34 protein-coding genes are annotated in these 25,856 nt (G+C 47.4%); 1 reads left to right on the top strand and 33 read right to left on the bottom strand.

Annotated elements, in window-relative coordinates; all coding sequences use genetic code 11:
• Positions 1 to 234: 234 nt before the first annotated feature.
• From CHH60_RS08720 to CHH60_RS08860, 30 genes are all read right to left on the bottom strand, one after another.
• Positions 235 to 1,029, bottom strand: coding sequence for an N-acetylmuramoyl-L-alanine amidase (locus CHH60_RS08720; RefSeq protein ID WP_095358867.1), 795 nt, complete (start codon positions 1,027 to 1,029; stop codon positions 235 to 237).
• Positions 1,022 to 1,444, bottom strand: coding sequence for a phage holin family protein (locus CHH60_RS08725; RefSeq protein WP_095358868.1), 423 nt, complete (start codon positions 1,442 to 1,444; stop codon positions 1,022 to 1,024). The genes CHH60_RS08720 and CHH60_RS08725 overlap by 8 nt, the downstream gene beginning before the upstream one ends.
• 84 nt (positions 1,445 to 1,528) lie before the next feature.
• Positions 1,529 to 1,672 carry a hypothetical protein gene (locus tag CHH60_RS29740; RefSeq protein WP_176476016.1) on the bottom strand — a complete coding sequence of 48 codons (144 nt, stop codon included), beginning with the start codon at positions 1,670 to 1,672 and terminating at the stop codon, positions 1,529 to 1,531.
• 2 nt (positions 1,673 to 1,674) lie between these two features.
• Positions 1,675 to 2,076: a hypothetical protein gene (locus CHH60_RS08730; protein ID WP_095358869.1), complete on the bottom strand. Its 402-nt coding sequence runs from the start codon at positions 2,074 to 2,076 to the stop codon at positions 1,675 to 1,677.
• Between the two features lie 12 nt (positions 2,077 to 2,088).
• On the bottom strand, positions 2,089 to 3,594 hold the full coding sequence (locus CHH60_RS08735) for a pyocin knob domain-containing protein (protein ID WP_176476017.1): 1,506 nt from the start codon (positions 3,592 to 3,594) through the stop codon (positions 2,089 to 2,091).
• Positions 3,587 to 3,907, bottom strand: a complete 321-nt coding sequence (locus CHH60_RS08740; protein ID WP_095358870.1) for a hypothetical protein — start codon at positions 3,905 to 3,907, stop codon at positions 3,587 to 3,589. Before CHH60_RS08740 ends, CHH60_RS08735 begins: the two co-directional genes overlap by 8 nt.
• A complete protein-coding gene (locus tag CHH60_RS08745) occupies positions 3,907 to 4,560 on the bottom strand; it encodes a DUF2313 domain-containing protein (protein WP_095358871.1) in 654 nt (217 codons plus the stop codon). Before CHH60_RS08745 ends, CHH60_RS08740 begins: the two co-directional genes overlap by 1 nt.
• The gene (locus CHH60_RS08750) at positions 4,557 to 5,381 is read right to left on the bottom strand and encodes a baseplate J/gp47 family protein (RefSeq protein WP_095358872.1); all 825 of its coding nucleotides are present in this window, start codon (positions 5,379 to 5,381) and stop codon (positions 4,557 to 4,559) included. The genes CHH60_RS08745 and CHH60_RS08750 overlap by 4 nt, the downstream gene beginning before the upstream one ends.
• Positions 5,378 to 5,821 (bottom strand): DUF2634 domain-containing protein, encoded by a 444-nt coding sequence (locus CHH60_RS08755; RefSeq protein WP_255247874.1) that lies wholly within the window; start codon positions 5,819 to 5,821, stop codon positions 5,378 to 5,380. Before CHH60_RS08755 ends, CHH60_RS08750 begins: the two co-directional genes overlap by 4 nt.
• A gap of 3 nt (positions 5,822 to 5,824) precedes the next feature.
• Positions 5,825 to 6,148 carry a DUF2577 family protein gene (locus CHH60_RS08760; protein ID WP_095358873.1) on the bottom strand — a complete coding sequence of 108 codons (324 nt, stop codon included), beginning with the start codon at positions 6,146 to 6,148 and terminating at the stop codon, positions 5,825 to 5,827.
• Complete coding sequence (locus CHH60_RS08765; protein WP_095358874.1) at positions 6,148 to 7,128, bottom strand: XkdQ/YqbQ family protein; 981 nt, start codon at positions 7,126 to 7,128, stop codon at positions 6,148 to 6,150. Before CHH60_RS08765 ends, CHH60_RS08760 begins: the two co-directional genes overlap by 1 nt.
• A 15-nt stretch (positions 7,129 to 7,143) precedes the next feature.
• The gene (locus CHH60_RS08770) at positions 7,144 to 7,809 is read right to left on the bottom strand and encodes a hypothetical protein (RefSeq protein WP_095358875.1); all 666 of its coding nucleotides are present in this window, start codon (positions 7,807 to 7,809) and stop codon (positions 7,144 to 7,146) included.
• A 3-nt stretch (positions 7,810 to 7,812) separates the two neighbouring features.
• On the bottom strand, positions 7,813 to 11,082 hold the full coding sequence (locus tag CHH60_RS08775; RefSeq protein ID WP_095358876.1) for a tail tape measure protein: 3,270 nt from the start codon (positions 11,080 to 11,082) through the stop codon (positions 7,813 to 7,815).
• A gap of 158 nt (positions 11,083 to 11,240) precedes the next feature.
• Entirely contained in the window at positions 11,241 to 11,651 is a 411-nt protein-coding gene (locus CHH60_RS08780) for a hypothetical protein (protein WP_095358877.1), read from the bottom strand.
• An 82-nt stretch (positions 11,652 to 11,733) separates the two neighbouring features.
• Complete coding sequence (locus CHH60_RS08785; protein WP_095358878.1) at positions 11,734 to 12,012, bottom strand: hypothetical protein; 279 nt, start codon at positions 12,010 to 12,012, stop codon at positions 11,734 to 11,736.
• A 112-nt stretch (positions 12,013 to 12,124) separates the two neighbouring features.
• Entirely contained in the window at positions 12,125 to 12,568 is a 444-nt protein-coding gene (locus CHH60_RS08790; protein ID WP_095358879.1) for a phage tail tube protein, read from the bottom strand.
• Positions 12,569 to 12,571: 3 nt separating this feature from the next.
• Positions 12,572 to 13,924, bottom strand: coding sequence for a phage tail sheath subtilisin-like domain-containing protein (locus tag CHH60_RS08795; protein ID WP_095358880.1), 1,353 nt, complete (start codon positions 13,922 to 13,924; stop codon positions 12,572 to 12,574).
• Positions 13,905 to 14,141 carry a hypothetical protein gene (locus tag CHH60_RS08800; protein ID WP_095358881.1) on the bottom strand — a complete coding sequence of 79 codons (237 nt, stop codon included), beginning with the start codon at positions 14,139 to 14,141 and terminating at the stop codon, positions 13,905 to 13,907. The genes CHH60_RS08795 and CHH60_RS08800 overlap by 20 nt, the downstream gene beginning before the upstream one ends.
• 84 nt (positions 14,142 to 14,225) lie before the next feature.
• A complete protein-coding gene (locus tag CHH60_RS08805; protein ID WP_095358882.1) occupies positions 14,226 to 14,459 on the bottom strand; it encodes a hypothetical protein in 234 nt (77 codons plus the stop codon).
• 112 nt (positions 14,460 to 14,571) lie between these two features.
• Positions 14,572 to 15,021 (bottom strand): hypothetical protein, encoded by a 450-nt coding sequence (locus CHH60_RS08810; protein ID WP_095358883.1) that lies wholly within the window; start codon positions 15,019 to 15,021, stop codon positions 14,572 to 14,574.
• Positions 15,021 to 15,545 carry an HK97 gp10 family phage protein gene (locus CHH60_RS08815; protein WP_095358884.1) on the bottom strand — a complete coding sequence of 175 codons (525 nt, stop codon included), beginning with the start codon at positions 15,543 to 15,545 and terminating at the stop codon, positions 15,021 to 15,023. Before CHH60_RS08815 ends, CHH60_RS08810 begins: the two co-directional genes overlap by 1 nt.
• Positions 15,535 to 15,858: a hypothetical protein gene (locus CHH60_RS08820; protein ID WP_095358885.1), complete on the bottom strand. Its 324-nt coding sequence runs from the start codon at positions 15,856 to 15,858 to the stop codon at positions 15,535 to 15,537. The genes CHH60_RS08815 and CHH60_RS08820 overlap by 11 nt, the downstream gene beginning before the upstream one ends.
• Positions 15,855 to 16,241: a hypothetical protein gene (locus CHH60_RS08825; RefSeq protein ID WP_095358886.1), complete on the bottom strand. Its 387-nt coding sequence runs from the start codon at positions 16,239 to 16,241 to the stop codon at positions 15,855 to 15,857. Before CHH60_RS08825 ends, CHH60_RS08820 begins: the two co-directional genes overlap by 4 nt.
• Complete coding sequence (locus tag CHH60_RS08830) at positions 16,219 to 16,548, bottom strand: Rho termination factor N-terminal domain-containing protein (RefSeq protein WP_095358887.1); 330 nt, start codon at positions 16,546 to 16,548, stop codon at positions 16,219 to 16,221. The genes CHH60_RS08825 and CHH60_RS08830 overlap by 23 nt, the downstream gene beginning before the upstream one ends.
• Entirely contained in the window at positions 16,548 to 17,480 is a 933-nt protein-coding gene (locus CHH60_RS08835; RefSeq protein WP_095358888.1) for a phage major capsid protein, read from the bottom strand. The genes CHH60_RS08830 and CHH60_RS08835 overlap by 1 nt, the downstream gene beginning before the upstream one ends.
• 33 nt (positions 17,481 to 17,513) lie before the next feature.
• Positions 17,514 to 18,770 carry an XkdF-like putative serine protease domain-containing protein gene (locus tag CHH60_RS08840; protein ID WP_095358889.1) on the bottom strand — a complete coding sequence of 419 codons (1,257 nt, stop codon included), beginning with the start codon at positions 18,768 to 18,770 and terminating at the stop codon, positions 17,514 to 17,516.
• 95 nt (positions 18,771 to 18,865) lie between these two features.
• Positions 18,866 to 19,696 (bottom strand): phage minor head protein, encoded by an 831-nt coding sequence (locus tag CHH60_RS08845; RefSeq protein WP_095358890.1) that lies wholly within the window; start codon positions 19,694 to 19,696, stop codon positions 18,866 to 18,868.
• Positions 19,689 to 21,170, bottom strand: a complete 1,482-nt coding sequence (locus CHH60_RS08850) for a phage portal protein (RefSeq protein ID WP_095358891.1) — start codon at positions 21,168 to 21,170, stop codon at positions 19,689 to 19,691. The genes CHH60_RS08845 and CHH60_RS08850 overlap by 8 nt, the downstream gene beginning before the upstream one ends.
• Positions 21,171 to 22,862 (bottom strand): DNA packaging protein, encoded by a 1,692-nt coding sequence (locus tag CHH60_RS08855; RefSeq protein WP_095358892.1) that lies wholly within the window; start codon positions 22,860 to 22,862, stop codon positions 21,171 to 21,173.
• Complete coding sequence (locus CHH60_RS08860) at positions 22,856 to 23,743, bottom strand: phage terminase small subunit-related protein (protein ID WP_095358893.1); 888 nt, start codon at positions 23,741 to 23,743, stop codon at positions 22,856 to 22,858. Before CHH60_RS08860 ends, CHH60_RS08855 begins: the two co-directional genes overlap by 7 nt.
• A gap of 104 nt (positions 23,744 to 23,847) precedes the next feature.
• On the opposite strand from CHH60_RS08860, the gene CHH60_RS29745 reads away from it, so the two are divergent.
• A complete protein-coding gene (locus tag CHH60_RS29745) occupies positions 23,848 to 24,003 on the top strand; it encodes a hypothetical protein (protein ID WP_176476018.1) in 156 nt (51 codons plus the stop codon).
• Between the two features lies 1 nt (position 24,004).
• Here CHH60_RS29745 and CHH60_RS08865 read toward each other — a convergent pair whose 3' ends face one another.
• The 3 genes from CHH60_RS08865 to CHH60_RS08875 form a co-directional block, all read right to left on the bottom strand.
• Positions 24,005 to 24,214, bottom strand: a complete 210-nt coding sequence (locus CHH60_RS08865) for a hypothetical protein (protein WP_095358894.1) — start codon at positions 24,212 to 24,214, stop codon at positions 24,005 to 24,007.
• 248 nt (positions 24,215 to 24,462) lie between these two features.
• Positions 24,463 to 24,888 carry a VOC family protein gene (locus CHH60_RS08870; RefSeq protein WP_095358895.1) on the bottom strand — a complete coding sequence of 142 codons (426 nt, stop codon included), beginning with the start codon at positions 24,886 to 24,888 and terminating at the stop codon, positions 24,463 to 24,465.
• 287 nt (positions 24,889 to 25,175) lie between these two features.
• On the bottom strand, positions 25,176 to 25,856 hold a 681-nt coding region (locus CHH60_RS08875), incomplete at its 5' end, for a kanamycin nucleotidyltransferase C-terminal domain-containing protein (RefSeq protein ID WP_095358896.1).

A 25,856-nucleotide genomic window follows, 5' to 3' on the forward strand; every position in this document is an offset into this window, starting at 1 on the left:
CTCATCTCCTTTTTTTTGAATATAAAGAGCACTAATAACCTAATAATAATCCTTAACACTTTTGCTGATGCCGAGAATTTGATGATTTTCGGATGATTTTGGGATGATTTTGAGATGATTTTGGGATGATTTTGAGATGATTTTGAGATGATATTTGGGGTGATCATTGGACATTGTTTGATTAATTAGAATCTAAACCAATATTTACAGAATTATTAAGATTTACGTTTCAATTCAACCTTCGGATTCAAAATTTCCCAAGCGTTTATTCAGCACTTTCAAGTCTCTGTTTACTGCAGCAATAAGTGCCAATATATCCTCTGTCAATCGGTTAATCACTATAGCCATTTCTTCCCTTGTAATCAGAGCACCAGGACGCGATCCATCAAAATATCCATTAGCCTGCGCTTCCTTCCAGGATTCTTCAGCCCACTTGCTAGGCACGTTGATATCACGTTCCTGCGTTATTGTCTTTTCCCCCTTCGTCTTCTTGGAGAGTCCCAGATAATTAGCGATTCCTTGAACGTGGCCATCAATCATTGAATCGAGCACAATGTACTGTTTGAGTCGATTCGCATCAGCTGCTACATCAACAAACAGGTTTTCGGTCAACACTGCAGGCATCTTGGATTCTCGGACCATGTGCAGATTCTGTGCCTTCTTTCCGCGGTCAATCCCTCCAAGTTTGCCTATAATAGCCTTGTGTAATGCTTCTTGAAGCCTGATACTGTTTTGGGACGCAGAAGTATAGCGAAATGATTCAAAGCCACCCTTACCGCCACCAGCATTACAGTGAATCGATACTAGGATATCTGCACCGGCAGCATTCGCTTTGTTTGTTCGGTCCTTCAACTCCAGAAATATATCCGTGGATCTCGACAGCAACACCTGCACGTCTTCGTAGCCTTCTTCCAGTCGCTCCTTAATGCCAAGAGATACCTTCAAAGCAACGTCTTTCTCCTGGATACCGTTAGCCACTGCTCCAGGGTCCTTACCACCGTGTCCTGCATCGATCCATACTTTATACATTTGTACCAGCTCCTTTATCGTTGTTGTTACCACCTTTGCCCTTCAACACTTCAATGGCTTGTTTGATCACGTTTGGAATAGGTGCTCCCAGTTTTCCGCCATTCTCCGTGATAGATAACAATTCATTTGCAATATAGAAGAACGCTACAGTATCCCGAAATATATGGCCATCGCCTAAAATCCCATCCACCAAATGGCCAACCGCAACCATGGCAAAAATAAATACTTTCCGAGCAATTCCGATCAAGCCGATTTTGCTTTTTAGCTTGCCGGTAGCTCCGCCGGCAGCCACCCCTGTTAAATAGTCCAGAATTACAAAGAACAACAATACCCCCAACACAGCAGACCAACCCCCAAATAAGTAAGACACCAGCCAGCTACCCACTACCAATAGCCATTTCCCCAAATTCTCCATCTCAACATCCCCCATCTTCTAATATGAAAAGCCCCTGACCACTCCAGAGGGCATAAAAATAGCGCTCCGATTTCGGAACGCTTGTTAAGCTGATGTTGTGCCGTTGACAACTTCCGTCACTACTACTTTTAAGTTGAACAATGCCGGAACCTGTTCAACTTTATACACTCCAGTCATCACAAGACCGACCCACACCTTCACCAAGCCACTATCTTTTGTGTATGTCATGGTTATTCACCTCCTCCCATGACTGCAGCCAGAACCAAACTCAGCTCTGCTACAGCCTGTTTAAGTTCCCCGTTCTCACGTTGCATCTCATCTACCTGTTTGCTGAGTGCCGGGCGCGGTTCCTGTGGCGTTTCGGGATCGACGGACTCGGGATAAGTGAACAGTGGTTCCAGTGTGTTCAAATCAATACGAGTAATACGCCCTCCCTCTTCACGATCTTGCTCATGTTCCATGTACTCAAACTGAATCATGCCCACGGTATCAGGAACACGCTCAGCAAGTGCAGAATACACGGTAAAGTCCTGTTCTGTAGTCGTTTCTACGACTCCCCCCGAACGTTCGCCAACTTCTTGGATGACGATGCCTGTTTCTTTGTCATAATAAATCTTTGCGCCAATCTCCACGACTATCCCTCCTTATCCGTAGGCTTCCCACACTAAATTATAATCCGTATACATGAATGGAAGTCTAAAACCGCCATTAGTGACATAAGCGTCCTGAGCAGGGATCGAATCCTCTATAACCCTCCACAACTCTGGCGTGCTAGTATAACCCGGACCCCAGTACCAACTATACGAAGGCCAAGCAGCATGTTTTATGCTTTTGGAGTACATGCCGTTCAATGTGGTGAAGGCTTCGCCATTATTAAATACACCTTTAGCACCGATAAAAATCATACTTGGCTTAAACCCTAAACCGGAAACCACAACTGAAGGTCGTAAAATTGTTTCCATGGTGCTTCTTGTATAAATAACTCGACCATCCAAATCAGAAGAAATGACTGTTCCGGTCGCGTACTTAGCGCCTGTTTGAATTGCGTTTATCTTTGCCGCTAATTGCGCCCATGTATCGTTCGTCGAAGCACTGCCGCCCTTGGCGTTGATGGCATTTACAATGCCCTGCTTCGCGTCAACGCCAGATTGAAAAACGTCAGGACTCCAAGCGGTCCAAACCCCGTTTTGCTTCATCCTTTGCCGGAAAGACACACCGTTAAAATTGTACGCTTTTTGAACTTCCCACAAGTTGTTGTGTCGAATGATTTCGAAAAAATGCCATTCGTTTGAAGGAGCGTTTACAACTTCAGTACCCATGTACCACCCGGTATTTCGAGGATCATTAAGGTTCGCGCTTGATATATTAAGGGCGAAACCAGACGCGCTGGTAACCTCCACCTTTTGCCACGGTTTACTGTCAACATAGTTCTGGGCATCTTTATAGCCTTGGACAACCGTTGTTTCTGTATAAGCAGCCGCTGCATTAATCGCAGCTTGCCGGGCATCATTGACAGCCTTTGGTGTGGCCGCATCCGTTTGTGATGTGTCATCCACCTTATTAGACAATTTTACCTTACCTTTTTCTATGAGTGATGCATCCGGGACTTGATCGCTCTCCAACTTTTTTATGATCTCTTCAAGAGAGATATCGACACGATGATCAGTGGAGGATATAACTCCACTAGTGTCTGTGGCTACATAAAAAAGCAGCAAGCCAGCTGTGGCTGTTGCCTCTGATGTCGTCTTTTTGACAACTCCATCGGTGTGCACATACAAGTACTGTCCCTGAGTTGGATTCAATGATATTTCGCCTGCAGCTACCTGGTACCGTCGTCCACCCACATAGGCAACTCCAGATGTCCAGGATGCTTTGAGGCCCTGCGCGCTGCATTGAAGTCCCATTGTTCCATTGATTGTGGCAACAAAGTTACCGCCTAGTTCTTTGGCCAACTGTTCAACCAATGTATGAGCTGCTTCGATACCGCCTTCTATCGTGTTAAGGCGATTTGAAGTGATTCGAGTACCGACTTGAACCAACTCAAACAATGGCCGCCCCGTCTGTGGATCTGTTTTCTGTTTCCCTGATGCGTCATAGATGGGCTTTGTCATATCGGGGATCTCGTCCAACCACGTTTGTTTCTTATACAACTGCCTTCACCTCCAGCTTAATCGTAAATTCGAACCCGATCAGAAAGCCCCGATCGTTCTTCACAACATTCAACGCCTGGTTAGCAAGTGTCCGGCCTTGATCGTCCATAAGTGAAGCACCAAGGATTTGTTTCCCAATGACTTCAGTATCGTTCAAAAACACGTATTTGCGGATCGATCTTCCTGAGATCACGGTATTGTGGATCGGATATTTCACCAATTCTCCGCTAATGTTGACTAGTGCGTGATCAAAGTGTGAATCTGCATCTGAAACTGCATAATCAAGCATTAGGGGTTGAATAACATCTGCCATTATGGCGTCCCTCCTTGCATGGGTATTTCAAATCCTGTTATTGGGCTATCAATTCGGGAATGAGCTACAGCTGCAGTAACTGTCATATTCTGAGTGGCCAAAACTCCACTTGTACCCAGCTCCAGCGGCATTTCCAGACCGCAGATCGGAAAGTCCACAGTATGGTAATAGCCCTTACCGCCCAACGTTATGGCCGGCGTTGATGTTTTGGCCACCGGCACGGCCCGGTTAATATGAACGGGCCGAATGTACTCAAAATCATCAAATAGCCCCGCCACATTAATGGGGGAGCTGCTGTCATACTCGAAATGAATCTCTTTGGCCAAAAACTCTTCTTTCACCTGCAGGAGTTTTCCATATTGTGAACCGAGCTGCCGAAGGATAGGGAGTTTGAATGGCTTCTTGGCCAGTCGCTTCCTGCGGATTGCTTCTCGTCGTTGGGTGATGGTGCCGATCTGTTCCGTTCGAAAGTAAATCCATTCCCATAGGCCCAGTCCCCAAGTCGCCCGCTGCAGCAAGAACTGATCTACGAGCTCATTCATCTTCTTTCCGCGTAGATCGATCTCTTCCTCCATTACGCCAAAGTGCCAGCCTGCTACCTCATTTTCGTACCAATATGGCGGTAATACTTCACGGTACCGAATTGGAATCATGAAAGGATCACCTCAACCTGCAGGAGCGAAACAGGCGGGATGTCTACGTCTTGAACATCATCATTCAAGGTGAAACCACTATAATTCTCCACACCAGGAACCAGCAATAACGCCGCAATATAGTTGTAAAGCAACTTACTGCGTCCATTCGCATACGTGACCACACGCTGCCGGATCATTTCGGCCAGCTGCTGAATATCTTCTGTCGTTTCCAACGTCGCTTTAACGGTGACAACAAACACCGGAGCTGGATACACCGCTAAGTCATGGCCAGCGATGCGGTAATCATCCCACATCAATACTTTGACTTGCTCCGCAAATTCCAGCGTAATCGGCTGTCCGTTCATGTCAGTAAGGTACAAATCAATGGAATTATCGTGCCGTTCCTTCTCTCTGGCCACAGCAGCCCCCACGCCCTGGATCTCTTTGGCCCAGCTCTCATAATCTTTTCGGCGGCCGCTTCCCTCTTCCGTAAAAGCTCGGTCGAGGATCCGAAGCCGATAGTCATCGTTGGATTCACCATCTTTCCGGACCATACCATCTGCCCAACCATGCGCGTCCAAAAACTCATCATCGGCCCAGATCGGCGTGGACTGCAGCACGCCATAGCCCCACAATTCTTGCTGTTCAGCAATCTCCTGAGCAATGGGGTACCAAAGATCATAGAAGTATTCCCCTTCGCCCACAGGAGGCGGTGGAAGCCCTCTCTCATTGGCCATCGTAACCGCTCGGTTGACCCATCGCTGATAGATCATTTCCGGGGTCTCTTCCAAAATCGGCATCGATGGGAATTTGGGCAAGTCATTCAATACCAAACTCATGAATCGATCACCTCACTTAATTCTGCAGTACCGACCAATCCAGTTATTTGAATGGTCAGGTCCATTCCACGATCTACCCGCACCATAGCTGTCACTTCAGCCTGTTCAATCTCTGGATGGGCAGTTAAGGCTTCTTCGATATCCCTTGTTATCTCGGCATCCTCCCATCCATGCCACTCGGATTTCTCGACACCCACGTCTGCGCCGTACACGACATACTGAAAGCGTTCAGTGCAAAGGATCTTCATGGCCGTCTCAACCAAGAATTCTTCATAGCTGGTTGTCCGGACAGGCCGTCCATACTCATCCAGGACAGCCCGACGGTTCCGGTAGTCCATCTTGTACGTCCATTTGGTCTCCGATGGGATACTGTCCACCAGATCGGTGACGTCTACCTCTTCCAGCTCCATCGCGGGAAATAACGTTTCGTCCTCTTCCACGGGTTACCTCTCCTTTCCAAGTACGTAATATCGTTGGCCAGTCATACGTGACACCAGGAGTCGATCACCAACCTGAAGTGGACTCGGTATCACGAGCTTCCCTTTCATGGTTGTTGGAGCAGGCTCTATCACATCAAACGTGACCTCAATTTCACGTTCCTGCAGATAATCGGCGAAGACCAGGCTTCCCGACTCATAAGGGTACGGATCTCCATCCACTTCAATCTTGGCATCTGGCCAGCTCAGGAGAGTGGCGCGTTCAGTGTCCCGCGCATCGATGTGACCTTTCATCTTGTCTTTCATCAACTTGATCGCATCACTTAGCATTACGCCTCCCTCCGTTCCAAAACCAGCTTCACTGTGAATACGCCGTTGCTCCAACTTGTGTCTGCACTCTCTACGATCCATTTGGTGACGACTGTCGTCTTGATCAGCACAAGCCAACCAGCCCGCAGACCTGCTAGTGTGAAATCTTCATGACGTACCGTGATCTTCTTGATCTGTTTGGGTTTGGCCATCGCCTTCACTCGTTGCGTTGCGACTGTGGTCGGATTCTCGTCTTCCTCAATCTCAATGATCTCTTCCATGCGGCCGAACGTCTTCAGGGCACTGGCATCCGTCTTCGTGACTGAAGCAGATAGTTTGTCATCCTTGTACTTCTGAGCGGTGACAACTGTATATGTGTCCTCGATGTTGTATCCTGAGCTGCTGGCTTCCATTTGTTCAGGAACAAAAATAGGCACCTTATCATTGGTGCCTTCCCTCACAACCTGCAGATAAAAATGTTTCTCTGTCCGGATCGCATCCACATGGTACCGGTAGCCGCTCCGCTCATATGCTTTTTGCAGCACATCCAAAATGATCTCGGAATGTGCCATCGTCCCATATCGCTCATCGATATTGAACCCGAGTTTGGGACAACGAAAATCAACCCCAGTCGTCTGGATGTACTTCTGCAGCTCAGCTCCTGCCTCACCCTTCAGATATGGCCGAGTCCCTTTGTTCTTTGCCAGATACCACCCAATCTCTCGGGCTTTGATCTCCCATGCCCCCGTAAACTCGTCCTTCTCATAATCAATAATCGGGCCATGGAAGAACTGGTTTTTGTGATGAAGGAGCTGTGTCCCAATTCGATGGGAAAAGCACATCAGCATACCGGCCACACTCACCGTGGGGATATCACGCAGCCGAACGGTCATGCTGCGTGCAATTTCATCCCTTTGGGAAGACCATGATATATCCGTTACTGCAGGAGTCAGCGCAGACCTGGCATCATTTTTACCGTATATCACTGCGAATTTATCCATGGTCGCCCTCCTTGTCTAGCTTTGTATATAGTGCGCTTTGTTCGTAGCAGCTGCTATTTTGTTCTTGCGACCCGTGTAATCAAACGCACCTGTTGCATTGTCGGCTGCATCCTTGGCAGCAGCTGTACTCTTTTTCTTGTCCTCTGCCTTTTTCTTGGCAGTAGACTTCTTTTTATCGTCCTTCTTGTCGGTCTTGCTCGTGGTGTTCGGACGGCTCTTGCTGGCCTTGGTAATAATCACGCCAGGCTTCAGGAGCTGCTTCGTGTTACTATACGAAATAATCTTGACCGGCTTATGCTGTACGAGGCTCATGGTGATGTGGATATTGCCTTGGCCATCTTTATAAACGATCTCCATGTTTTCGATCAACATGGTCTGGGAAAACAATTCTTCAAAGTTCAGCACGACAGGCTTGGGCTTCCACTTCTCAAGCAATTGCCAGGTTGTTTCCGGCCGTTTATACGTAACAGTCTGCTTCTTATCCGTCTCCCACAGTTCCCGCCACTCACGCGGCAAAATGGTCGAAAAAGAAACCCGCTGCAGCTTGGCAGTGGGTTTCCCGGTTCGCTCTTGTCCGGTAATAACGTTGAATGAATCGACATCGTTACCCGTTGTAATTTGCACCTCTGCAGGAGTAATCGGGAAGGTCAACCGGATAGCCCCTTGTGACATTGCCAGCATTCGTTAACCCCCTGTCTCCAATGCTTTGTACAATTCTTCGCCGAATACATCCCGAATTAATGCTCGACCTTCAGGGCTCGTCATAGCTTTGGCGAACGATTGAAAATCTGTGATCCCGGCAGCAAGCCCACCAAGATCCATGGTGATATTGCCGATTGTTACCGATTTGCCAGCCGTAGCTGTTTGAGCTGATAGTGGCGTTGTCCGAACGGGAATGTTACTACTCGACAAACTAGGACCTTCCATGCCATCCACGCCATCACGCATTGTTCCCGCGATCAAGTTCATACGCTCCCGGATCGAATCCGGTCGTAACCCATCGGCGAACATCGATACGAAGTTAGGAGCCCACTTGTCCGAATTACTCGCTGGACCTTCATCCGTAGGTGAAGCAAAACCGAGGAATTTTTTCATAATCCCCGCTGCATTAGACACGACAGACGTCAGTGTCGGGAATTTACTTTGCATACCCGATGCCATCATGGAAATGAGATTGCTTCCCCAGGTACTGCCTTGACTGGATATGCTGCTCAGAGACATCAAGTCACTTCGTGCCTGGCTTACTGCACTTCTCGCTGCTACAGCCACACCATTGAAACTAGATGCTGCCTGTCCATTCCCGCTTACAACATCCTTGGAGCTGTTCTTTGCTGTTATGCCCATATCCTTTGCCTTCTGCTCCGTCTCTTTGGCAGCTGTTCCAACAGCCTTGACGTTGCTCTCCGCCTCTTTGGAATCGGAACCTTTGAACATGCCCACAATCTTATCTTTAATCTCATCTGCAGCTTTTGTAACGCCGCTCTGATCGATCGCATCGCTAAGACCTTGCCTTAGTCCGCTCTTCACAATATTAGAGTGGATGTTTTCCATGGTTTCTTTAATTTTGGTTTGACCTTCAGTGGACACCCCAGCATTAATTGTGATCTCAGCTTTTGGTGGCGGAGGCGGGGGTCCGACAACCTCGTCTTTCTTGTCATATCCAAACAAACCTTTAACCTTATCTGTTAAACCGGCAACAGCATCGACTACACCTCTGGTTATTCCGCTGGAATCCGCAAGAGCGCCTAACTTCTCCCCTGCCCAACTACCTACGGCTGCACCTGCAGCTGTGCCGAGTGGACCAACAAATGACCCCAGTATCCCCCCGATGGTTCCGCCAGCCAAACTCCCGACCGTTGAACCGCCTTGAGTGGAGATAGCTTCCCGCCAGCCTTTCTCTTTGGCTGCTCCATAAAGATCATAGGCAGAGAAACCGACATTTGCCATGGTGCCAAGCACACCAAGACCCTTCAAGACGCCTTTCGCTGCGCCTCCTACACTTTTGGTCGCGGTACTCAACAAACCATTAGTATCCGTTTTGTAGTTCGTTTTTGGCGGCTTGGTCGTTGCCTTGGTATCCTTATTTTTGTTCTTACCACTGATACTGTTATCTTGCTTGGTTTTACTGCTGACAACAGAGGTTTTACTGTTACCTGTTGATTTGTTCTTACCTTTGTTTTTTCCCTTTCCTTTGCTTTTGCCATTCCCACCGTTACCGCCAACGCTGCCATTGACGTAAACCCTGGTTGCATTGACGTTCATGCTTGATACGAGATCAGAGCCAACTACAGGTGATGTGGTGCCTCCACCTCTTCTATGTGTGCCAGGAATCTTATCCCAAAACCATCGCCCGGCTCCAGCTATATCTTTCCCCAGTTGGACGGACCCTTTTCCGATGCCAACTGCACCTTTAAGAGCTAATATGCCAGCTAAACTAATCATTAAAGTATTAAAAAAAGTATCAAATTCCTTGTATAGGTTGATAGCTTTACCAATCCCCGACGCTATCCCTGATCCCAGCGCTTCAATCTGAGCCTTGTTGTCTGTCAACAAGGAATTGAACTCTTTCATGGCAGGAACAGAGGCTTGCATAATGTTGCCGCCAATATCCTGAAGTTGTGTCTTCATCTGGTTCTGTGCCTGAATATACTCAGTCATAGGGTTTGCCGCTTGTTGTTGCGAGACCAATTGATCGGTAGTTCCAGTCATATCAGGCGCTTTCTCAAAAGCAACACCATACGTTTTTAAAATAGCGTCTGCATTGTCTTCGCCTGTAGCCGAGCCCAACGTGGTTAGGGATTGCTTCAATTCATTTCTACTTTGGCTTGCCAAATCAGCAATAAGGGCAGCTATTGCTCCTTGTGCTTGTTGCTTGTCTCCTGAGTTAATATCAGCAGTAAATGCATCCGCTTGCCGAGCTGCTTCGTTTTTCCCGGCACCACGCGCCTCAAAGTAGCTAGCCATGTCACCTGTATTCAAAGCTTTAACACCGAAAACTTCTTTAAAAAAATCGCCCGGCTTATCAAAGTTAAAGGCCCCTTCTTGGACCGTTGTTGATAAAAAATTACTCATTTGAGCTGAGCTTGTGCCTCTACTTGCGAAGTAGGGACTGTATTCCCAAAATGTATCAGCTAGATCCTTTTGTGGATCGCCGACTGATTTGTAGGCATGAGCCATACTGTCAGCAACTTGAATGTACGATTCATTAAAGTTCTTAGCAGTTTGGGTTACTGCTCGTTGTATTTCTTCAGAACCGGAATCCGGGATGACATTTTGTAGCATGGTTGTTGCGGTAAAAGCTTCGCTTACTTTGGATTTATCTTGCACCATAGGTACAAGTGTAGATAGTTCACTCGCACCTGTTGCTTTGTCAGAGATTAGACCTTGAGCGACCAATCGTTCATTAGTAGCAAGCACATCCGTACGCTGTTGATCCGACAAGTATGGGGCAAGCCGTGCGGATTCCTGATAATAATCACCTACACCACCGAATACAGCATCCGACATACCGCCACCCAAAACCAAACCGCCACCTAAGGCGGCCAGTCCGGATATCTTAGCGGAAATGTTATCGATCAGCGGGCTGATTTGATCATCGGCATGAAGCCTTACATGAGCATCAGGAATGCCTTTCACTTCACTGCCAGCTCGTGACACTGTTCGGCGGAAAGTCTCTGCTCCCGATCGTGCCCGCCGGAACAAATCCCCTACCACTGCTCTCCCGAGTTGTCTTGTCTCATCCGCTGCCTGTCCAACCTTGGCTCCGAGATCCCGAGCCGAATCGCCGGCACGCCGAGTGGAAGATATAAAATCCTGGCCCATCCGATCGGCAGCACGCCGGAGTCCTCCCACATCATCTTGGGTAGACCGTAAACCTTGTTGCATACGCCGAAGCGTACCTGATACGAGATCCCGTGCTTCTATCGGCACTGTAATTCGACTGGCCGTAGCCATAGTATGAACCCCCTTCCCGGCCTACTTTTTGTTGAGTTTTTTCATTTCTTCTTCGGCCAGCATCGAGGCGGCCAGGCAAAAATGGTATTGCCTGTTCTTATTCACTTCATAAGGCAAGACTTCGGTAGGCAATCGTTTCTGGTTGATCCAAAAGGATGCTACCCAACTTGCTTCGCCGTCTCGCCGGATGAGTTTTTTGCTTCTTTAAGCAACGCATCCTTGGTTTCTTGGAAGTTTCGAGCAGCCTTAGACAATACCCCATAATGATCAGGATCATTTAGCAGACGTGGAGGCAATTCGTTTTTGTTCGTGCATTTATAAGCCAGCAACAATTCTTTGTTGTTCCAATCAAAGTCATGCTCTGTTGCACGTACAATCATCGCATCGATCTCGTTGAATGTGTCTTTCGCAGATCCATCATCGTTGTACGCCACTTCATAACAACGCCGCATATCCATTGTAGTCAGACGACGAACAGACCATTTCTCTCCGTCAGCCTCTACTTCGATTTGTTCTGGCTTTGCATCAGCTGTTCCAGCTGCTAAGTATTTTTGTAGTTTGTCGCTCATTACTTTTCCTCCTCATAGTTGGGAATAGGAAAGAGACCGCCAGTGCTTCCCTACCAGCGATCTCTTTCCTACATTACAAATCTTATTTTCTTTTATAAGACCTATTCCAGTTCCTTTGCATGACTTCGAAGCTATCACGATTAATCCAATTTTGTTGAACAGTTTCCCATTCATGTTTTTCAACGGAGTACGGCTTATAAAAACGCCAATCACTGATATCCCAAGAACAAAAAATCTTACGATACCATTTCCCCGATGAAATTCCTCCCACATGTCGACGAACAGCCTTACTGGCCTGTCGCTTTATCCATCGCGAAGCCTTATCTTTGCATACAGGTGATTTCTTAAAACTTCTACTCATATCAGCCCTAACCTCCTTTAGGGAAGCTAGAGCCCATCCAATATCTTCATTGATTCACCCCTTAATTTTTCCATACTTGTAATATAGCCAGATCTAAGTATAGATACAATATTTAGGCCATGTAATCAGGGAACTGTTCTACAAAGTCGAAGTCCGTAGCCGTACCCTCCAGTGTGATATCGATACCCGTGTTACTGTCAATTTGAGCTACCAAGATATCCATATTCCCGTGAATATGAATACCTGTCAGGAGTACCCGTTCCGTATTGCCTGTCTGCATGTCTTCAAGGGAACCTGTGATGCGGTCCAAAAACATGGTTTTACCTGCTTTAAAATCTTCCAACAGACGATAACGCATCCTGGATTCCAGTTTGGACATGACCAGTTTAACCGGGATTTCATAACCTACGATTTGTTTTGTCTTCGCCATTCGGCGAGCCCGGACAACATCCAATGTTTCAGGATTAAGTGTGACCTCAATTTCCTTGATAGTCTGAACTTTATCCCCGTTATCGTCTTCTACCGAGAGATTCCGGCCAATTAGTTCGCGTTCCATCTACTATGCCACCTCCCATGTAATATAGAATGCTTCGATGGCATCAAGCGGCTTGGCATACAGCTTGAAATAGGCATAATCGAAGTCACTGATTTTGTCCGGATCCTCCGTGAATGTATAGCCTGTAGCAATAGCCTTCTGCCCGGCACGGATCGCCAAATATTCCAGCACTGCAGCAACAAACATTCCCCGGCCATCCTTATCGTTGTCGAGTTTGGCCTTCCACTTCTTCGCCGTGGAATAAATATCGTTCAATACCTGGTCGATCGTCATGGAAACCCGGATCTTACCAAAGTCCTCACGTTCTCCATCGCCCAATGTGGTCAGTGTGTTCACTGCCGACTCAATAATATAGTCGTAACCGTCACGCGTAGCCATGATCGTACCCTCGGCCAAACCTTTCATGACTTCGCTGTGGCTCCAGTCAATGGCAGCCTGTGTCATTGGGACCTTAACCCCTGTAAAGGACTTATTCGCAGGTGTGCCCGCCATCAGACCAGCAAGCCATGCTGCCCATTGAACCGAGTTGTAAGTCTTGCCATTGGTATGAATGCCGGCAAGGGAGTTGTTCACGATGAATCTGGCGTTCATAGCGCGGCTTCGGGTATTATGCTTGTCAATGTCGGTGTCATCAAGTGGAGGGCCAGCAACGACCAACTGAGCAAGTCTCCGGGCCTTCGTACGGCGATCCAACAGCCATTGTTTAGCTGCGGCTTGAACAGCAGCATCCGTAGAAGGTAAATAGAACACATCGAAGGTCAGACCATCCACTCGGTTAAAGATCCGACTCCAGTCAGCTGCAGTGATTGATGCTGTCCCAGATACTGCGCCTGCCAGAGGTGTGTAAGCCACGTCAGCCCATGCCACATTCCCTGTAGATTTGAAGCGGACCATATTGGATTTCTTGAGCGCTTCCTCTGCAGCAGCCTTGTCCGCAACAAGGAATGTCTCCGTGTCATAGACACCTTTTGTATCTCGGACAATGATCTCTTTTTTAGTGGCATCCACTAAGCTTGTCCGGATCATGTACTCAAAATCATTACCGCGTAATCCAGGATAGCGGGCCTCGATTGTGTAGCTATCCGTTACAGTCACGAAAGCTGCTTTTTCAGAACCATTGGTCACCCGGTACCCAACCACTGTCGCCCCGGTTTCCGAAGCCAGTTCCAATTCATCCACCTGCAGGCCGCTTTCTTTAAATCGTTCGGACGTATCAGCCATATCCATGGCTTGGTTAACTGCACCCCATTCCGCTTGATACGGAATAAGTACACGCCCTGTCACTGGCACCACTCTCGCCTTGGCCAAAGCGATCAGCTCAATAAGCGCTCCTGGTCTAACTCTCTGTATCGACATTCAACGTTTCCTCCTTCTGTACCGCTGGACGCAAATAGGCATCTAGTCGTTTTTGTACGTCTTGCTGAGATAGCAGCTCTTCAGCTTTACAATTAAAAAGGGCGCCTGCTACCTCAAAGCGTTCATGCTTCAAGATAGCTGCACCCTCAATCCATTCCTGTTTGGTTCGTTTCTGTAAATCTTCGATATCTATACGAGCTTGCTTTCGTGAACTCATAGACGGATTTCCCCTCCAAATTAATAAGGAACGCTGTCTAAGACTCCAATATGCAGCGCTCCTTTTTGCTTCTTATTATAAAAATTATCTTGTATATCGATCGCTATCATCTTCAATGTAGGTTTGCCTTTTGTATTGGTCCTGAAATTGATTAACATCATTTTTCATTTGCACAATAGCCCCCCAGCCTGAAAAGACTAGAAAAAGTAGACCCACTAGAGCATAGGCAATTGAATAGAAATTGAGATAGAAGTTCACAACGATTGCACCAAATATTAAACATAAAATCAGCAATACCCATTTTGTACTTTTTTTCAAACTATTGTCCCCCTTAGAGAAAATCCTTATTCTTCCTTCTATGTATCATTGTACATACGAAGTATATTATTAAGAGGTTTCAATCTAAGGAGCTGGTACCCTGAAGTATTGATTAGGTTTGAATAAAGAAACTGTTAATTTTCGGTACTGGCTCCTTTGGCACTGCCAAAAGATACGAATACCTGAAGGTGACTTCGATCCGGTCCTTTTCCGACCTTGTCCGAGGTGGTTCAATGACTAAAGCCACTCCAAAGCGTTTCGATGCGTAACAAAATCGTTGTTGACGTAAGTAGTTGAACAACGGCGTAAGATCAAAGGGGATTGGCTCCCCCTCGTCTTCCTCTGTCACCCGCTCCTTATCAAAGTGGAAGACCAGGCCCACATCCTCGACGATCCGATCAGCCCTCGGCGTGTGAACCTTATCCGACACGAGATCCGTTTCAATAAAAACGGAAGGTGTATCAAAGTTCCCGGCCAGCCACTGCGTTCGATCCCGAAGGATAGTTAGAACTGGGTAAACATGCCGGATAATCTCGGCCCATGCTTTCAAACCTGCATCCATTAACGCAACACCCTTTCCATTTCTTTGTCCAGGCGTTGTATGATGAGCTGGTTCATCCCGCCTTCAAACTGGGTCACAGCAATGTCAAAGTACCTCCGACCGATGAAGCTGCGTGGCTTGGCCATGAATCCGCCTTTGGCGTTTCGGTCATACACAAAAGACCCACCGCTGTTCCAGTATCCCGGAACAAAGTGAGCCTTATGGATGGTGTATCCTTCATTGATTAGGCGTGGATAGCCCCAATCATTTTGTCCATTTGAACCAGAGCCGAGATCTGAGCCGACTTCCAAAGTAATCGCATTACGATCCACGTCCCATTCCCACACGTTACCGTCACCGCCTCGAGTAAACGAGTTCCACATCAAGCCCGTATCAATCAGATCCTGACGGTTTATTTCATCGATGATGTGATTCAGCAGGCTTTCGCCCATCGCTTCAGCAACGTTGGTCAGGACTTGCTTCATGCCTTGATCAGCCAGCTTTCTAAATCGTCTGGCCAGCCCATCGAAGTCGTTAACGATCATTGCCTTTCACCTCACATGTCAGCAGCAATTCCATCCAGTACCCGCGTGGATTCGCATCGATCACCAAATATCGGCGACCTAACAGCACAACCTCGTCGCTGATCTTCACGTCAGCCTTCTTTGGAACACCGACCGTCTTCTTGACGATGTACATAACCGGTTTAGCATCTGCCTTGTCGGTTGTTTCCGTCTTGATGATATGACACTTTAGGTCGGTCACCTTGCCCGTCTTTCTGTCGTTGAACAGATCATCACCATCCCGCTTGCTGCCTACCCGGTACACAGCAAGCGGGGTTTTAAATCGGTGATTCACAGCAAATAGGCCGTGATGTTGCCATCCTCCGGCCCTTCCTGCTGTTTCTTGACCCACATAAACAAGACTCCATCCACGTCCGGGTTACCCGTGGTTTTGCCTGCAATGGCTTGCCGGGTGTATGTCCAAGCCCCGTCACTCTCAGAAGCATAATTCCGAGCGACAGCTGCCAGGTATTCTTCACTATCCTGCAGGGCAAGCCCTTCAGCCAGCTTCACCCAGGCCAGCATGAGCTGCCGATCCACAACTTCCGGAAAGGGAATGGGCAAATACAATTCGATACGCACTTGAGCGTCATCAATGTATTGATCTAGCAGCTCCGCTTCAGCTTCCTGTATAGGAGCTACGCGGCTACGAGACTTAAGAAGTTGGGGCGTTAGCATAAGGATCATCCTTCTGCGTCTGAGCGGCCAGGGCATCGATCAGCTCTTGCTTATTAAGAGATGAAAATCCTTTGATGCCTGCAGCCTTGGCTTGATCCTTCAGTTCCTGAAGGGTTGGACCATCGTCTTTCCCATTATCGTCAGCTGCCGGCGCAGGTTCCGATTGGATTTCTTCAACCGTGAAGTCTTTTTCCTGACCCAACTTTTCAGCAGTCTCATCAGCAACCAGGAGCGGCTTGCCTGGTTCGAAACGATGGCCATATTTAGATACCGACGTGTTCTTCCCCTTAAAAGTAACCTTACGCATTAAAACGTCACCCCTTCCGCAATCGAAACAGCGCCTGGCTCTTCGAAGATAGAGTCAAAGTCAGAGTGGATGGCATAGAAGCGTTTATCTGCATAAATGGCCTCTTTACCCTCCGTCGTCTTACGGATCTGCATCTCATATGTGTTTACCAGTACAAAGTTATCGTGATAAGTGAAAATCACGACGCCTTCAGGCATATGTGCTACTTCTTCAACTGCATAGGAGTTGATCTTTTTTACGCCCCCTGTGATTTGCAGCTGGATCGATGCGCTCGTATCCTTTTCAGCCAGTTTTTGCAGACGCTCAGAGAACGTGTTAGGGTGCATAAAGTATTTGAACTCACCTGCAGCACGCAGACGCGTCGGAACAGCACGCTCCAGTTCAAAGAAGATCCCGATTTTCTTTTCATCAGGCAATGTCGCCCAATCGATTAGATTCCCTTCTTCTTTCGCTTTCTTCAACCAACCGTTGTTGATTTTGAGGAAGTCATAGTCAGGGTCAGTGCTCGGCGTTGCTGTATCCCCGTTAAAGCCCAAATCTTGCATGTTATCCGCGTAGTTCTTCGTCATTGCCGCCATGATGATTTCCTCAGCATTCTGTCCACGTACGCGGCTGGTTTGACGGATGAATTCTTCCGTGATCTCAAATGCCAGGACAACAGGTGCAACAGCGTACGGCACCTGTGGAAAGGTTGGCCCTGTGATTTTACTGGCTGCGTTATTCTCCACCTTGCCGCGAAGGTTTCGTCCAGTGACCCCGATTTTATCAATCGTTCCTTTGGAACTTGTACGGGTAACTGTACGAATTCCTTTCAAGAATTCGGTGGATTCATACGCCATTTTCAGGAAGGCATCCACCTGCTGATAGTTAAGTGCCGGTGTATCCATGGTTGAAACGGTAGTCGATTTAACGATCTGTCCATTGGTTCTCATATGTTTAATAATCTCCCTTCGATTTTAAAAAAATTAGAGTAAGCCGCTGAAGCTTACAGCCCCTTCTGACTTCTGAATACCTTCATCCTGGGCACCGCCCTGTTGGGAACCACCGCGACTGTTTTTAACAATCTGTACGTCAGCAGCCAGCGTGTTCATTTGCTCAGTTAAAGGGGCCAACGCTTTGGCAATGGCATCAGTAACTGCATCAGCTTGCGGATCGGAACCATTGCCCGCATCCGTGGTTCCTGCACCAGGATCAGCACCACCGTCGTCCTCTTGTTTTTTCAGTTCCGTGATCTCTGCCGACAATGTTTCAACTTGCTTCGTAATTGGCGCTACAGCTGCCTGTACCGCTTTTACAATGTCATCTGCTTTCAAGTCTTCTTCCTCCTCTTGCTCCTCATCATCTGCAGGAGCCGTCTTATTTTTTAATTCAGTCAATGTAGCAATAGCATCATCAATGTGCTTGAGATTGCCCGCCGAAATCTTCTTACCAGCTTTGGCGATCTGCTCGGGTGGGGTTCCAATAGCCTTCACGATGTCTTCCTGGACCAAAACCTCCTGAGCAATATCAACGAAATCCTGCAACGCATCACGAATGATATCGGGGTCTGTCTCCATCCCGGATTCCCAGGAGTCCCAACGAAACAAGACATCATTCAAAGCGTCTTGGGCTGCCCAGAACTCACGTTTCTTGCGATTCTTGTTGTACTTGTCAGCCACAATACCTTTGACGATCGGCGATAGAGCTGCATTGATAGTTTTTTTAATGTTCTGCAGGAGTCCTTTGGAGACATCCTCTTCACCCTCAACTTCTTCACGCTTACCAACGCCCCACATACTGAATCCGGTGATTTCACCCTTCTGGATGTCTTCCCACGTGTCGTCATCTGTGACCTTCACGCCGGCAACCCATGACCCCTTGGCAATCACTTGATCACCAATCTCCATATCACATGGAGCAATATAGGATTCGACCACATATCCCTTGTCAGCATCCAGGTCATGTTGCTTATCGATGTTGTAGGTGTGTTGGTTCTCCATGAACAGATGCGCTGCCTTTTCAATCTCAACAGCATCCATCATGTCACCATGGGCATCCTCAACATCAGGTTGATACACCACACCGATAACGATGTGCTTTGTGTCGTCCACCTTTGCGATCTGGACCTGCTTCTGAATGGCGTTTTTGCCTGCTGCCTTGATAATGGCAAACGGTACACCGTTGGCACCCTTATCCACGAGCGACAAATGCGTAATTTTGGCGTCTATCATTTTGAATGGCATTTTTTCTTTCACCTCCTTCCAGGAATAACTGCATGGTTAATAGGCATGACCACAACAGCACCATACCAACGCTTCTCATATTCAATTCACCTCGCTTAATCAAGTACCAGCTGCATCGTACAGCGGCAATGGATGATTTCTTTCGCTTCCCCAGCCGGGTCTCCCGGATACATCAGCTTGCTGTTACCAACCTTAAATGGCTGGTCCAGATCTACGACCTGGCCATTTGCTTTCCGATGGGTTTTCCGCGTTCTTGTACCAGCAGAAGAACGCCATTTCTTGCCCTTGGCAATCGCGGATTGCTTCCAACCTTCCAGTTTGCCGCAATTGGCTGCTGCCGTGCTCATGGTCCGAGATATACGCTGTGCTCGTTGCATAGAAAAAGGACCGTCTTCACCTGTAGCGGCTATGGCGCTGATCTCTTGGACCAACAAAGCACGCTCTGATGGTGTATTCCCTTCCTCGATTGCCTTCTCAAAACTACGAAGGAGCATATCGGTTGAAGATTGGTTCATGTCCGGTACCAGGCTGCGGATCTCCTTAACAAATCCCTTTGCCGCCTCGTTCCCTGTGTTCCAGATCTTCTCATCGTCAAGTTCCAGCAACTCCGACTCCCCGGCCAGGTCAAATAGAGGTTCAAAAGCTTCTTGGACTGCCTCTTCGAACAGGACAGAGAAGACATCGGATGTGTGCAAAGCAAGAAGAACGTTCCCCAGCTCACCGATATCCCCCAATGCATCCTCGCTTAATTCAGCAATGGCATCCTGGAGTGCTTTTCCTTGAAGCTCAAGGATTTCCATAATCCGGTCTTCACCCTGCTTGTATAACTCTTCAAGCAGCTTGCGCTCCACATATGTCAGCTTAAGGCTATCCAAAAACTCATCGTCATCAGCTTTGGCGATCAGTTCCCAACAAGATTTACACATGGATGCCCACCTCAGCAGATCCCTTTCGTAATAGACGCTTGGCTATGATCGAAACGCGTTCCTGCAGGTCGTCGGCGTCCCCCGTTCCCTCCGGATCAAGAATAGACGGTTGGCTTCCAGCCAGCTGAGCAATCGGCGTATCCAGGTATTCCTGACTGAACTTGCTCTCATCGATCGTCGTGCCAAGGACATCCTCTGCAATTGGAATCAGGTCACGGATGAGCATAATGCCACGATCAGCAATGAAGTCCAGCATTGCCTTGCGATCCTCAGGATCAATGATGCTCGGTGCCCGGAGCACTGCTTTCACTCGGAAGATTCCCATGGCCGGGAATAGGCGCTTATTGAAGATCTCATTCATGATCCACTTGCGGTAAGGTTCAAAGACCTGCTCTTCAGCGAATGCCAACGCTGCTTGAGCTGTCGCCCGGTTATAGTCTGAGCTTTGGCCAACAAGGATCGGAGGAAGTCTGAAGGATGAAAGAATATCGGCCTTCTTCTCCTTGCCGTATTCCAGGAACAGGGCATCTTGCTGCAGAAGGTCATTCAGCTTATCCATCTTGATTGACACTTTCTCGATCTTCTCGTCCAAAGGACCTCCTGTTTCTTGCCCTTTGGCTTCAAGATAAAGAATGCCACCTTGGGACTGAGATCCTTTGACGTTTTTCAATAACTCCATGGATTGCTGAGTAAGTCGGCCATTAGTCACCGTCAAGATCATGGAGAGCATACGGCCATTACTGAAATAGGACACATTCAGTTCTTCGGCCTCCCGGGATCCGACCACACCCGGGGCATTACCAAACCAACGCGGCTCACCATATGCACCGTCGTTACCGATTCGCAAAGGAATAACCTGGTTACCTTCACCTTCAGTACCAAATAGCCGGAACCACACCACGGACGTTCCTCGCTTCATGGCATACCGACGGGCATAAATCTCTTGTGTAAACTCTTCAACCTGCTTAGTGGAGCTGATTCGACGTCTCCTCTTAATAGTTGCCTTGGAACTTTCCCGGGTATAGCGAACATACTTCGGGTCCATCCGGAAGATCGTCGGAAATTCACTCCCGAAAGGCCAAGCCACTTCCATGTTGGCCATCCCCGTGCTTTCCAAATCTTCGATAAGCTGGCCTATGATCTCTTCAGGATTGTCTTCGAGGTTACAAGTCTCCAAAAAGCGCTCAGCAAGGTTCCATTCGTCTTTGGCCGTTTCATCACTTTCCCCAGGCAAATACTCCAATGCAATCCCATGTCCAGCAATGTTGCGCTTATACGCCTCAATGCACTGCGGAATAATGTTGCTGTTCTTCACAAGCCGCCTGCAGCTGATTGGATCATTGCCAGGTTCAAACGGTAACAGGCCATGATGATCGTATAAGCTGTCGAATACGTCGGGTAGCTGCGCACTGGACGGAATGTGCTTGCCTTCTTCCTTTCCAAAAGGAACCCATGTTGCATTGCCCTCACTCAATTAAATCCACCCCGCTCCCCCATTGTCTCCTTCATGCTTCGATTCCTCCTGTTGCTGTTGTTTTTTCTTGAACCATTCAAACCACTTATCAGCTACTTGCCGCACTTGCAGGGCAATGGAATACGCCATGATACGGTCGTCATGGCAGCCGCTATCCGCTTCTGCCTTACCGTTCTTATCGATAAACGTCATACACTCACCGAAAAGCTCAGGACAATAAATATCGTAAAGCTGATCCCGGATCGCTTCTTTTAAATCACTGATCATTACAGGCCGGGTTGCTTTGTTGGTTTCCCAGCCAAGCCGCCCTTTCTTGTGTAAGAACAGCAGCGGGTAATGACAAGTGTTGAACAACGTATTCAGCACGGATTCACCGGTGTTGTTGTTCTCAACAGCCAACAATGCTGTGTTGTAGTACAAACCGAGCCTGTTAAGCTTTTTACCGTACAAGTCCGTGTCCCATTTGCCGTGAAGAGCAGCGCACATTTCGCCTGTACGTGCATCAATCACATAAGCCGCGTCATAGTCGCCATCCTCGGTTCCCTTGGCTGTATCCGCAGACAGAATGTACCGTTTCCCCTGCTCTGGCTGGCGATAGATCACCAGTTCTCCGGTTGGTGTTGGATAAACCCGATCCTTCACATAATCGATTTCATATCGGCTGCCTTTAAGCGTAATCGCATCCCGAAGCCGTTTAATGAACTTGTTATCAAATACACCTTCACCGGACAGCAGGAAAGCTTCATCTGGCTCGGATGGGTATTCCTGTTCAAACTGTCGCGAGTCTCCGCCGCAATCGTTTCGAATGGTGTAGCGTCGCCACTGCAACTGGTCGTCATCCAGTCCGTATTTGGCCTTCAGCTCCAGTTCATCTTCAGTGAGCTCAAAACCAGGGGGAATAGGTTTACGGTAATCAGGCATTTCAAACCATGCAAAAAAGAGCGGAGAAAAATCATTCTCGCCCTTGACCGCTGCATCCCATATTGCTTTGAACTCTTCCATGCCGTTCGCTGTGGATTCGATAATTCCAATGCTTCCTGCTTCCTTGGACAATGCAGCCAAGAGCGATAGAAGATGCTTCTTCTTTTTCTTCGCTGGCCAGAACGCAACTTCGGAAGCATGCAGATAGTGAATCGTGTCCGAACGGGCCAGAACTCGGCTTTCTGCCGTTTGTACAGTAATCTTTGATTTCAGCCCGGGATTCCTTCGGCGGTCTGCCGTCCGGATCGCGGGGTTCTCAAAGGTCAGCTTCTTGGCATTGTTCTTACGAGTCATCGGCTGGATAACTGCAGGCACCTTTTCATAGTAAAGCTGAAACATATCGAATAGGTTGCTTGAAGCATCCGAAGACTGAGCAACGATGAAAGCATTCTTTGCCTCCTGCAGGGACGTAAAATAGTAGATTAACGCCTCTGTCACCGTTGAAAAGCCCATCTGCCTCGCCTTCAGAATAATAATTCGAACGGGCTTCCCTGCTTCTAAATCCTCAAATACCTTGGTAGCATAGCGCCGCTGGGCATCGTTGAGAACCAGACGGACCATTGCACCGGATTTGTTCTTGATCTTGAGCATGCGGAAGCAAAACTGTTCGAAGTCCATCACGATCGCTTTCAATTCGGCCAGCTTATCCGGACGCTGCTGCAGCTTACGTTTAATCCGGAGACGGTGTTCCTTTGCTAATGCAATTACCAATCTAAATCATCCCCATCATCTTCATCTTCGTCACCTTCTCCCCCGTTATCGCCGCCGTCACCCAGCACCTTGTATCTGTCCAGTTCAAGACGTTCACGTGCGATTCTCAATTTCTCTTCCTCTTGCTGAAGGCTGGCAATCAGATTGATAACCCGCAGCTTCTTGTCCCTCGTTTTCACCAGGGCTTCCTCTTGTTTGAGGATCTTGTCCAGCTTGGACGTAACTACAGTCGTAATCTCGGTTACTTTCATGCCTTCAGTGACGACAGGTACCGTTATCTCCTTCCCCGTTTTGGGACTTGTGATAGGCACCTTGTCCTTGCGCTGCATAAGTTCCTGCTTGGTCTTGCGCTCCTCGTCAGTCAAACCTTCTTCAAGCAGCTTGACCCGTTTCATGTGCCGGCGTTCCTGAAGAGTTAGCATTTTAAGTTGTTCCTCAAGCTGCACAACTGGTGATGTGTCGATCTGATCGAACATATCTTGTTCATCAGGCTCCAACGCATCCAGGAAGATTGTTTCATACATCCCTGTCTTCAGCGCCTTCTTGTTTCTGTATGGACCACCAGGGCCACCGCTGTTCCCGATCGCATTTTTATTCCCGGGAGGGGCACCGCCACGATTGCCGGCTGCATTCTTGTTACCCTTGGGCGCTCCCCTTGATTTCGGAGCGTTCCCATTCGCTCCATTAGGAACGCTCCCTTTGGAAGATCCCAAAACGCTCCCATTCAGCTCATCTTCCCAACGATCCATGGATTTCCACTTGCGGACCCTAGATTCGGGAATAGAAAGAGCGGCGGCGATGTCTTTTAGCTTCATCGTTCCGCCGCTCTCCAGCCACATCTGTTTAGCTTTGTCCCGTTCAGGACTGCGTTCTCTGGCCATTACATTACCACCACCCCCGTTATAAGCTTCCGAAGCTTGTAAATTTCCCCTTCCCTTTTTCTATCCAACAGTGTAAATTCAGGGCACGAAGGAGGTGAAGCCCTATGTTAGAACTTGGAGTAACAATTCAAGAAAATTCTAAAGGTGAGTGGGAAATACATACGCCCCCATCTGTCTTTCCGCCACATGGCGTTGTTTCAAGACCTTATCCTACAAGAGAAGAAGCCTTGCAAGCAGCCAAAGAAAGAATCTATGAATAATTCATAATTCGTCCTGCTGAAGCTTGATATCCAGTTCGATTAGTCGTTCCAGATCCTGAACGGTCTGCATCTTTATATGTCCAGCCTGTAGGTCCTTAACCCACTGGGCAATGGCAGCTTTAACGATTTTGCGGTACTGCTCCTTGGATTCCAGGATCCCTTCCATCACGGCGAGCTCATGCTGCAATAAATCTTCATCTTTTGTTCTCATGTGGTTCCCTCGGCTTTCCTGTATGATGGAATGCGAGATAGCGGATGTCTGCATAAATGCCGCGCGCGGCGGGCCGCTATCTCAGCCGGGGGATACCCTGGGTGATCAGGGGGACGTTACAGCGTCCTCCTTTTTATATTCGCAATGGTTATCTAAATGGGAGTTATAGACATAAGAAAAACCACCTAATTAGTAGGTGGTTAATACTGAACTATCGTTTCCCGTTAGTTGAACAAGAGGAGATTTCTCTATTGCGAGCTTGTACTAAGGTATTTATCTTTAAAAATTGGACTTAACTCACTCCATACATCAAACTTATTACCATCTAAATCAGAGAAAATAAAATTCCTTCCGGAATGTCCTCTATTTTCAATTGTACTAACTCTAATCTGTTTATCACTAAACTCTCTATGTATTGCTTCTAAAGCATGTATTCCATCAACTTCAAAAGTTAATGAAAAACGCTCAACCCCGTATATATCGTAGAAATTCGAACTTTGATTTTCTTTGGATTTGACAAGGAAAATACTTTGGTTTGCCAAATTAAGAATGGCTTTGTCCTCATCAATATAGCTTAACTCTGCCCCTAATTTGTGTATATACCAATCTGATGAAATTTCCACATTTGATACTGGAATATAAGTAGTTCCTACCCTTAATAATCTTTCACTCATATTGTTCGCCTCCTGTAATACACTTAGTTAAATACATTCTCCAATTGAATACCTTCCCCCTTTAATACTCTTAATTCCCTTTCTGTGTGATCACAATTTCTGCTGTTATTCGAACAAAGGCAGCCGATCACTATGGTCGACTGCCTCCTTGGTTTTACTGGCCTAACGTTTCCCGTTAGTTCAATAAAACAGCCAATCAAGTTGATCGGCTGGCTGCGTTCTTTGCATTATTACTCTGTCAACTCACGGTATTTCTACGCTTTAAGTAATTTTTGTATATTAGACTTTCACAATTCTAGAATATCACTACGATATTCTATTCTTAAGTCCTCAAGCAATTTATTCAAACCAAACCATAAGTTCTCACACAATAGATAAAGCTCATCCTTATCAGTCAGCTCACCACATATTACTTTTGTTGCTAACTCAACATATCCTTCTGGCTTGATAGGTTGTTCTATAGATTCTTCCAGAGTTACGGATCTACTAGTATAATATTGTTTGTTCAACAATCCAATCAATTTAGCAAGTTGCCATGTGAAATCAAACACAGCACGGGGAAGATAAGAGAGGTTATTCGAAACTTTGGCATTTCGGATCTTGCCCATCGTTTCATATGGCTCCCAAATCATAAATTCTGCAATTACTTCTCTAAACTTTTCGTCAGGTACTGAGAGCACAATCTCCTTAGCCTTATAAAATATGCCATTTGGATCGTAAAGGGAGGTAATATGTACGAAGCTCCCTGTTCTAATCGCCCATCCGTCGTCCACCATGCTAGCCTGATGAAACCATTCGGATTTCTGTTTTGTAGAAATCTCTAGTTTGTAAGGATGAAAAATTAATTCACGGTTAGGTATATTCGCTCCATCTCTACTAATGATGTGCAATTCTATATCTGAATAAGGCCCCTCTTTTGCTAGAGCAATTGAACCATAAATACCAATAGCCTCGATGTCCTTATCGTA

The sequence above is a fragment of the Paenibacillus sp. 7523-1 genome (assembly GCF_002276415.1).
Classification (GTDB): domain Bacteria; phylum Bacillota; class Bacilli; order Paenibacillales; family Paenibacillaceae; genus Paenibacillus; species Paenibacillus illinoisensis_A.

Excerpts from the sequence above, each read along its gene's own strand:
- CHH60_RS08740 (WP_095358870.1), bottom strand. The coding sequence starts at position 3,907 with ATGGCAGATGTTATTCAACCCCTAATGCTTGATTATGCAGTTTCAGAT.
- CHH60_RS08835 (WP_095358888.1), bottom strand. The coding sequence starts at position 17,480 with ATGAGAACCAATGGACAGATCGTTAAATCGACTACCGTTTCAACCATG.
- CHH60_RS08845 (WP_095358890.1), bottom strand. The coding sequence starts at position 19,696 with ATGTGTAAATCTTGTTGGGAACTGATCGCCAAAGCTGATGACGATGAG.
- CHH60_RS08825 (WP_095358886.1), bottom strand. The coding sequence starts at position 16,241 with ATGCTAACGCCCCAACTTCTTAAGTCTCGTAGCCGCGTAGCTCCTATA.
- CHH60_RS08785 (WP_095358878.1), bottom strand. The coding sequence starts at position 12,012 with ATGAGTAGAAGTTTTAAGAAATCACCTGTATGCAAAGATAAGGCTTCG.
- CHH60_RS08745 (WP_095358871.1), bottom strand. The coding sequence starts at position 4,560 with ATGATTCCAATTCGGTACCGTGAAGTATTACCGCCATATTGGTACGAA.
- CHH60_RS08870 (WP_095358895.1), bottom strand. The coding sequence starts at position 24,888 with ATGAGTGAAAGATTATTAAGGGTAGGAACTACTTATATTCCAGTATCA.
- CHH60_RS08860 (WP_095358893.1), bottom strand. The coding sequence starts at position 23,743 with ATGGCCAGAGAACGCAGTCCTGAACGGGACAAAGCTAAACAGATGTGG.
- CHH60_RS08780 (WP_095358877.1), bottom strand. The coding sequence starts at position 11,651 with ATGAGCGACAAACTACAAAAATACTTAGCAGCTGGAACAGCTGATGCA.
- CHH60_RS08795 (WP_095358880.1), bottom strand. The coding sequence starts at position 13,924 with ATGTCGATACAGAGAGTTAGACCAGGAGCGCTTATTGAGCTGATCGCT.
- CHH60_RS08800 (WP_095358881.1), bottom strand. The coding sequence starts at position 14,141 with ATGAGTTCACGAAAGCAAGCTCGTATAGATATCGAAGATTTACAGAAA.
- CHH60_RS08760 (WP_095358873.1), bottom strand. The coding sequence starts at position 6,148 with ATGCTAAGTGATGCGATCAAGTTGATGAAAGACAAGATGAAAGGTCAC.
- CHH60_RS08720 (WP_095358867.1), bottom strand. The coding sequence starts at position 1,029 with ATGTATAAAGTATGGATCGATGCAGGACACGGTGGTAAGGACCCTGGA.
- CHH60_RS08725 (WP_095358868.1), bottom strand. The coding sequence starts at position 1,444 with ATGGAGAATTTGGGGAAATGGCTATTGGTAGTGGGTAGCTGGCTGGTG.
- CHH60_RS08865 (WP_095358894.1), bottom strand. The coding sequence starts at position 24,214 with ATGAGAACAAAAGATGAAGATTTATTGCAGCATGAGCTCGCCGTGATG.
- CHH60_RS08770 (WP_095358875.1), bottom strand. The coding sequence starts at position 7,809 with ATGCTGGCAATGTCACAAGGGGCTATCCGGTTGACCTTCCCGATTACT.
- CHH60_RS08810 (WP_095358883.1), bottom strand. The coding sequence starts at position 15,021 with ATGGATGCAGGTTTGAAAGCATGGGCCGAGATTATCCGGCATGTTTAC.
- CHH60_RS08775 (WP_095358876.1), bottom strand. The coding sequence starts at position 11,082 with ATGGCTACGGCCAGTCGAATTACAGTGCCGATAGAAGCACGGGATCTC.
- CHH60_RS08750 (WP_095358872.1), bottom strand. The coding sequence starts at position 5,381 with ATGAGTTTGGTATTGAATGACTTGCCCAAATTCCCATCGATGCCGATT.
- CHH60_RS08840 (WP_095358889.1), bottom strand. The coding sequence starts at position 18,770 with ATGCCATTCAAAATGATAGACGCCAAAATTACGCATTTGTCGCTCGTG.
- CHH60_RS08830 (WP_095358887.1), bottom strand. The coding sequence starts at position 16,548 with ATGCGTAAGGTTACTTTTAAGGGGAAGAACACGTCGGTATCTAAATAT.
- CHH60_RS08765 (WP_095358874.1), bottom strand. The coding sequence starts at position 7,128 with ATGGATAAATTCGCAGTGATATACGGTAAAAATGATGCCAGGTCTGCG.
- CHH60_RS29745 (WP_176476018.1), top strand. The coding sequence starts at position 23,848 with ATGTTAGAACTTGGAGTAACAATTCAAGAAAATTCTAAAGGTGAGTGG.
- CHH60_RS08790 (WP_095358879.1), bottom strand. The coding sequence starts at position 12,568 with ATGGAACGCGAACTAATTGGCCGGAATCTCTCGGTAGAAGACGATAAC.
- CHH60_RS29740 (WP_176476016.1), bottom strand. The coding sequence starts at position 1,672 with ATGACATACACAAAAGATAGTGGCTTGGTGAAGGTGTGGGTCGGTCTT.
- CHH60_RS08815 (WP_095358884.1), bottom strand. The coding sequence starts at position 15,545 with ATGATCGTTAACGACTTCGATGGGCTGGCCAGACGATTTAGAAAGCTG.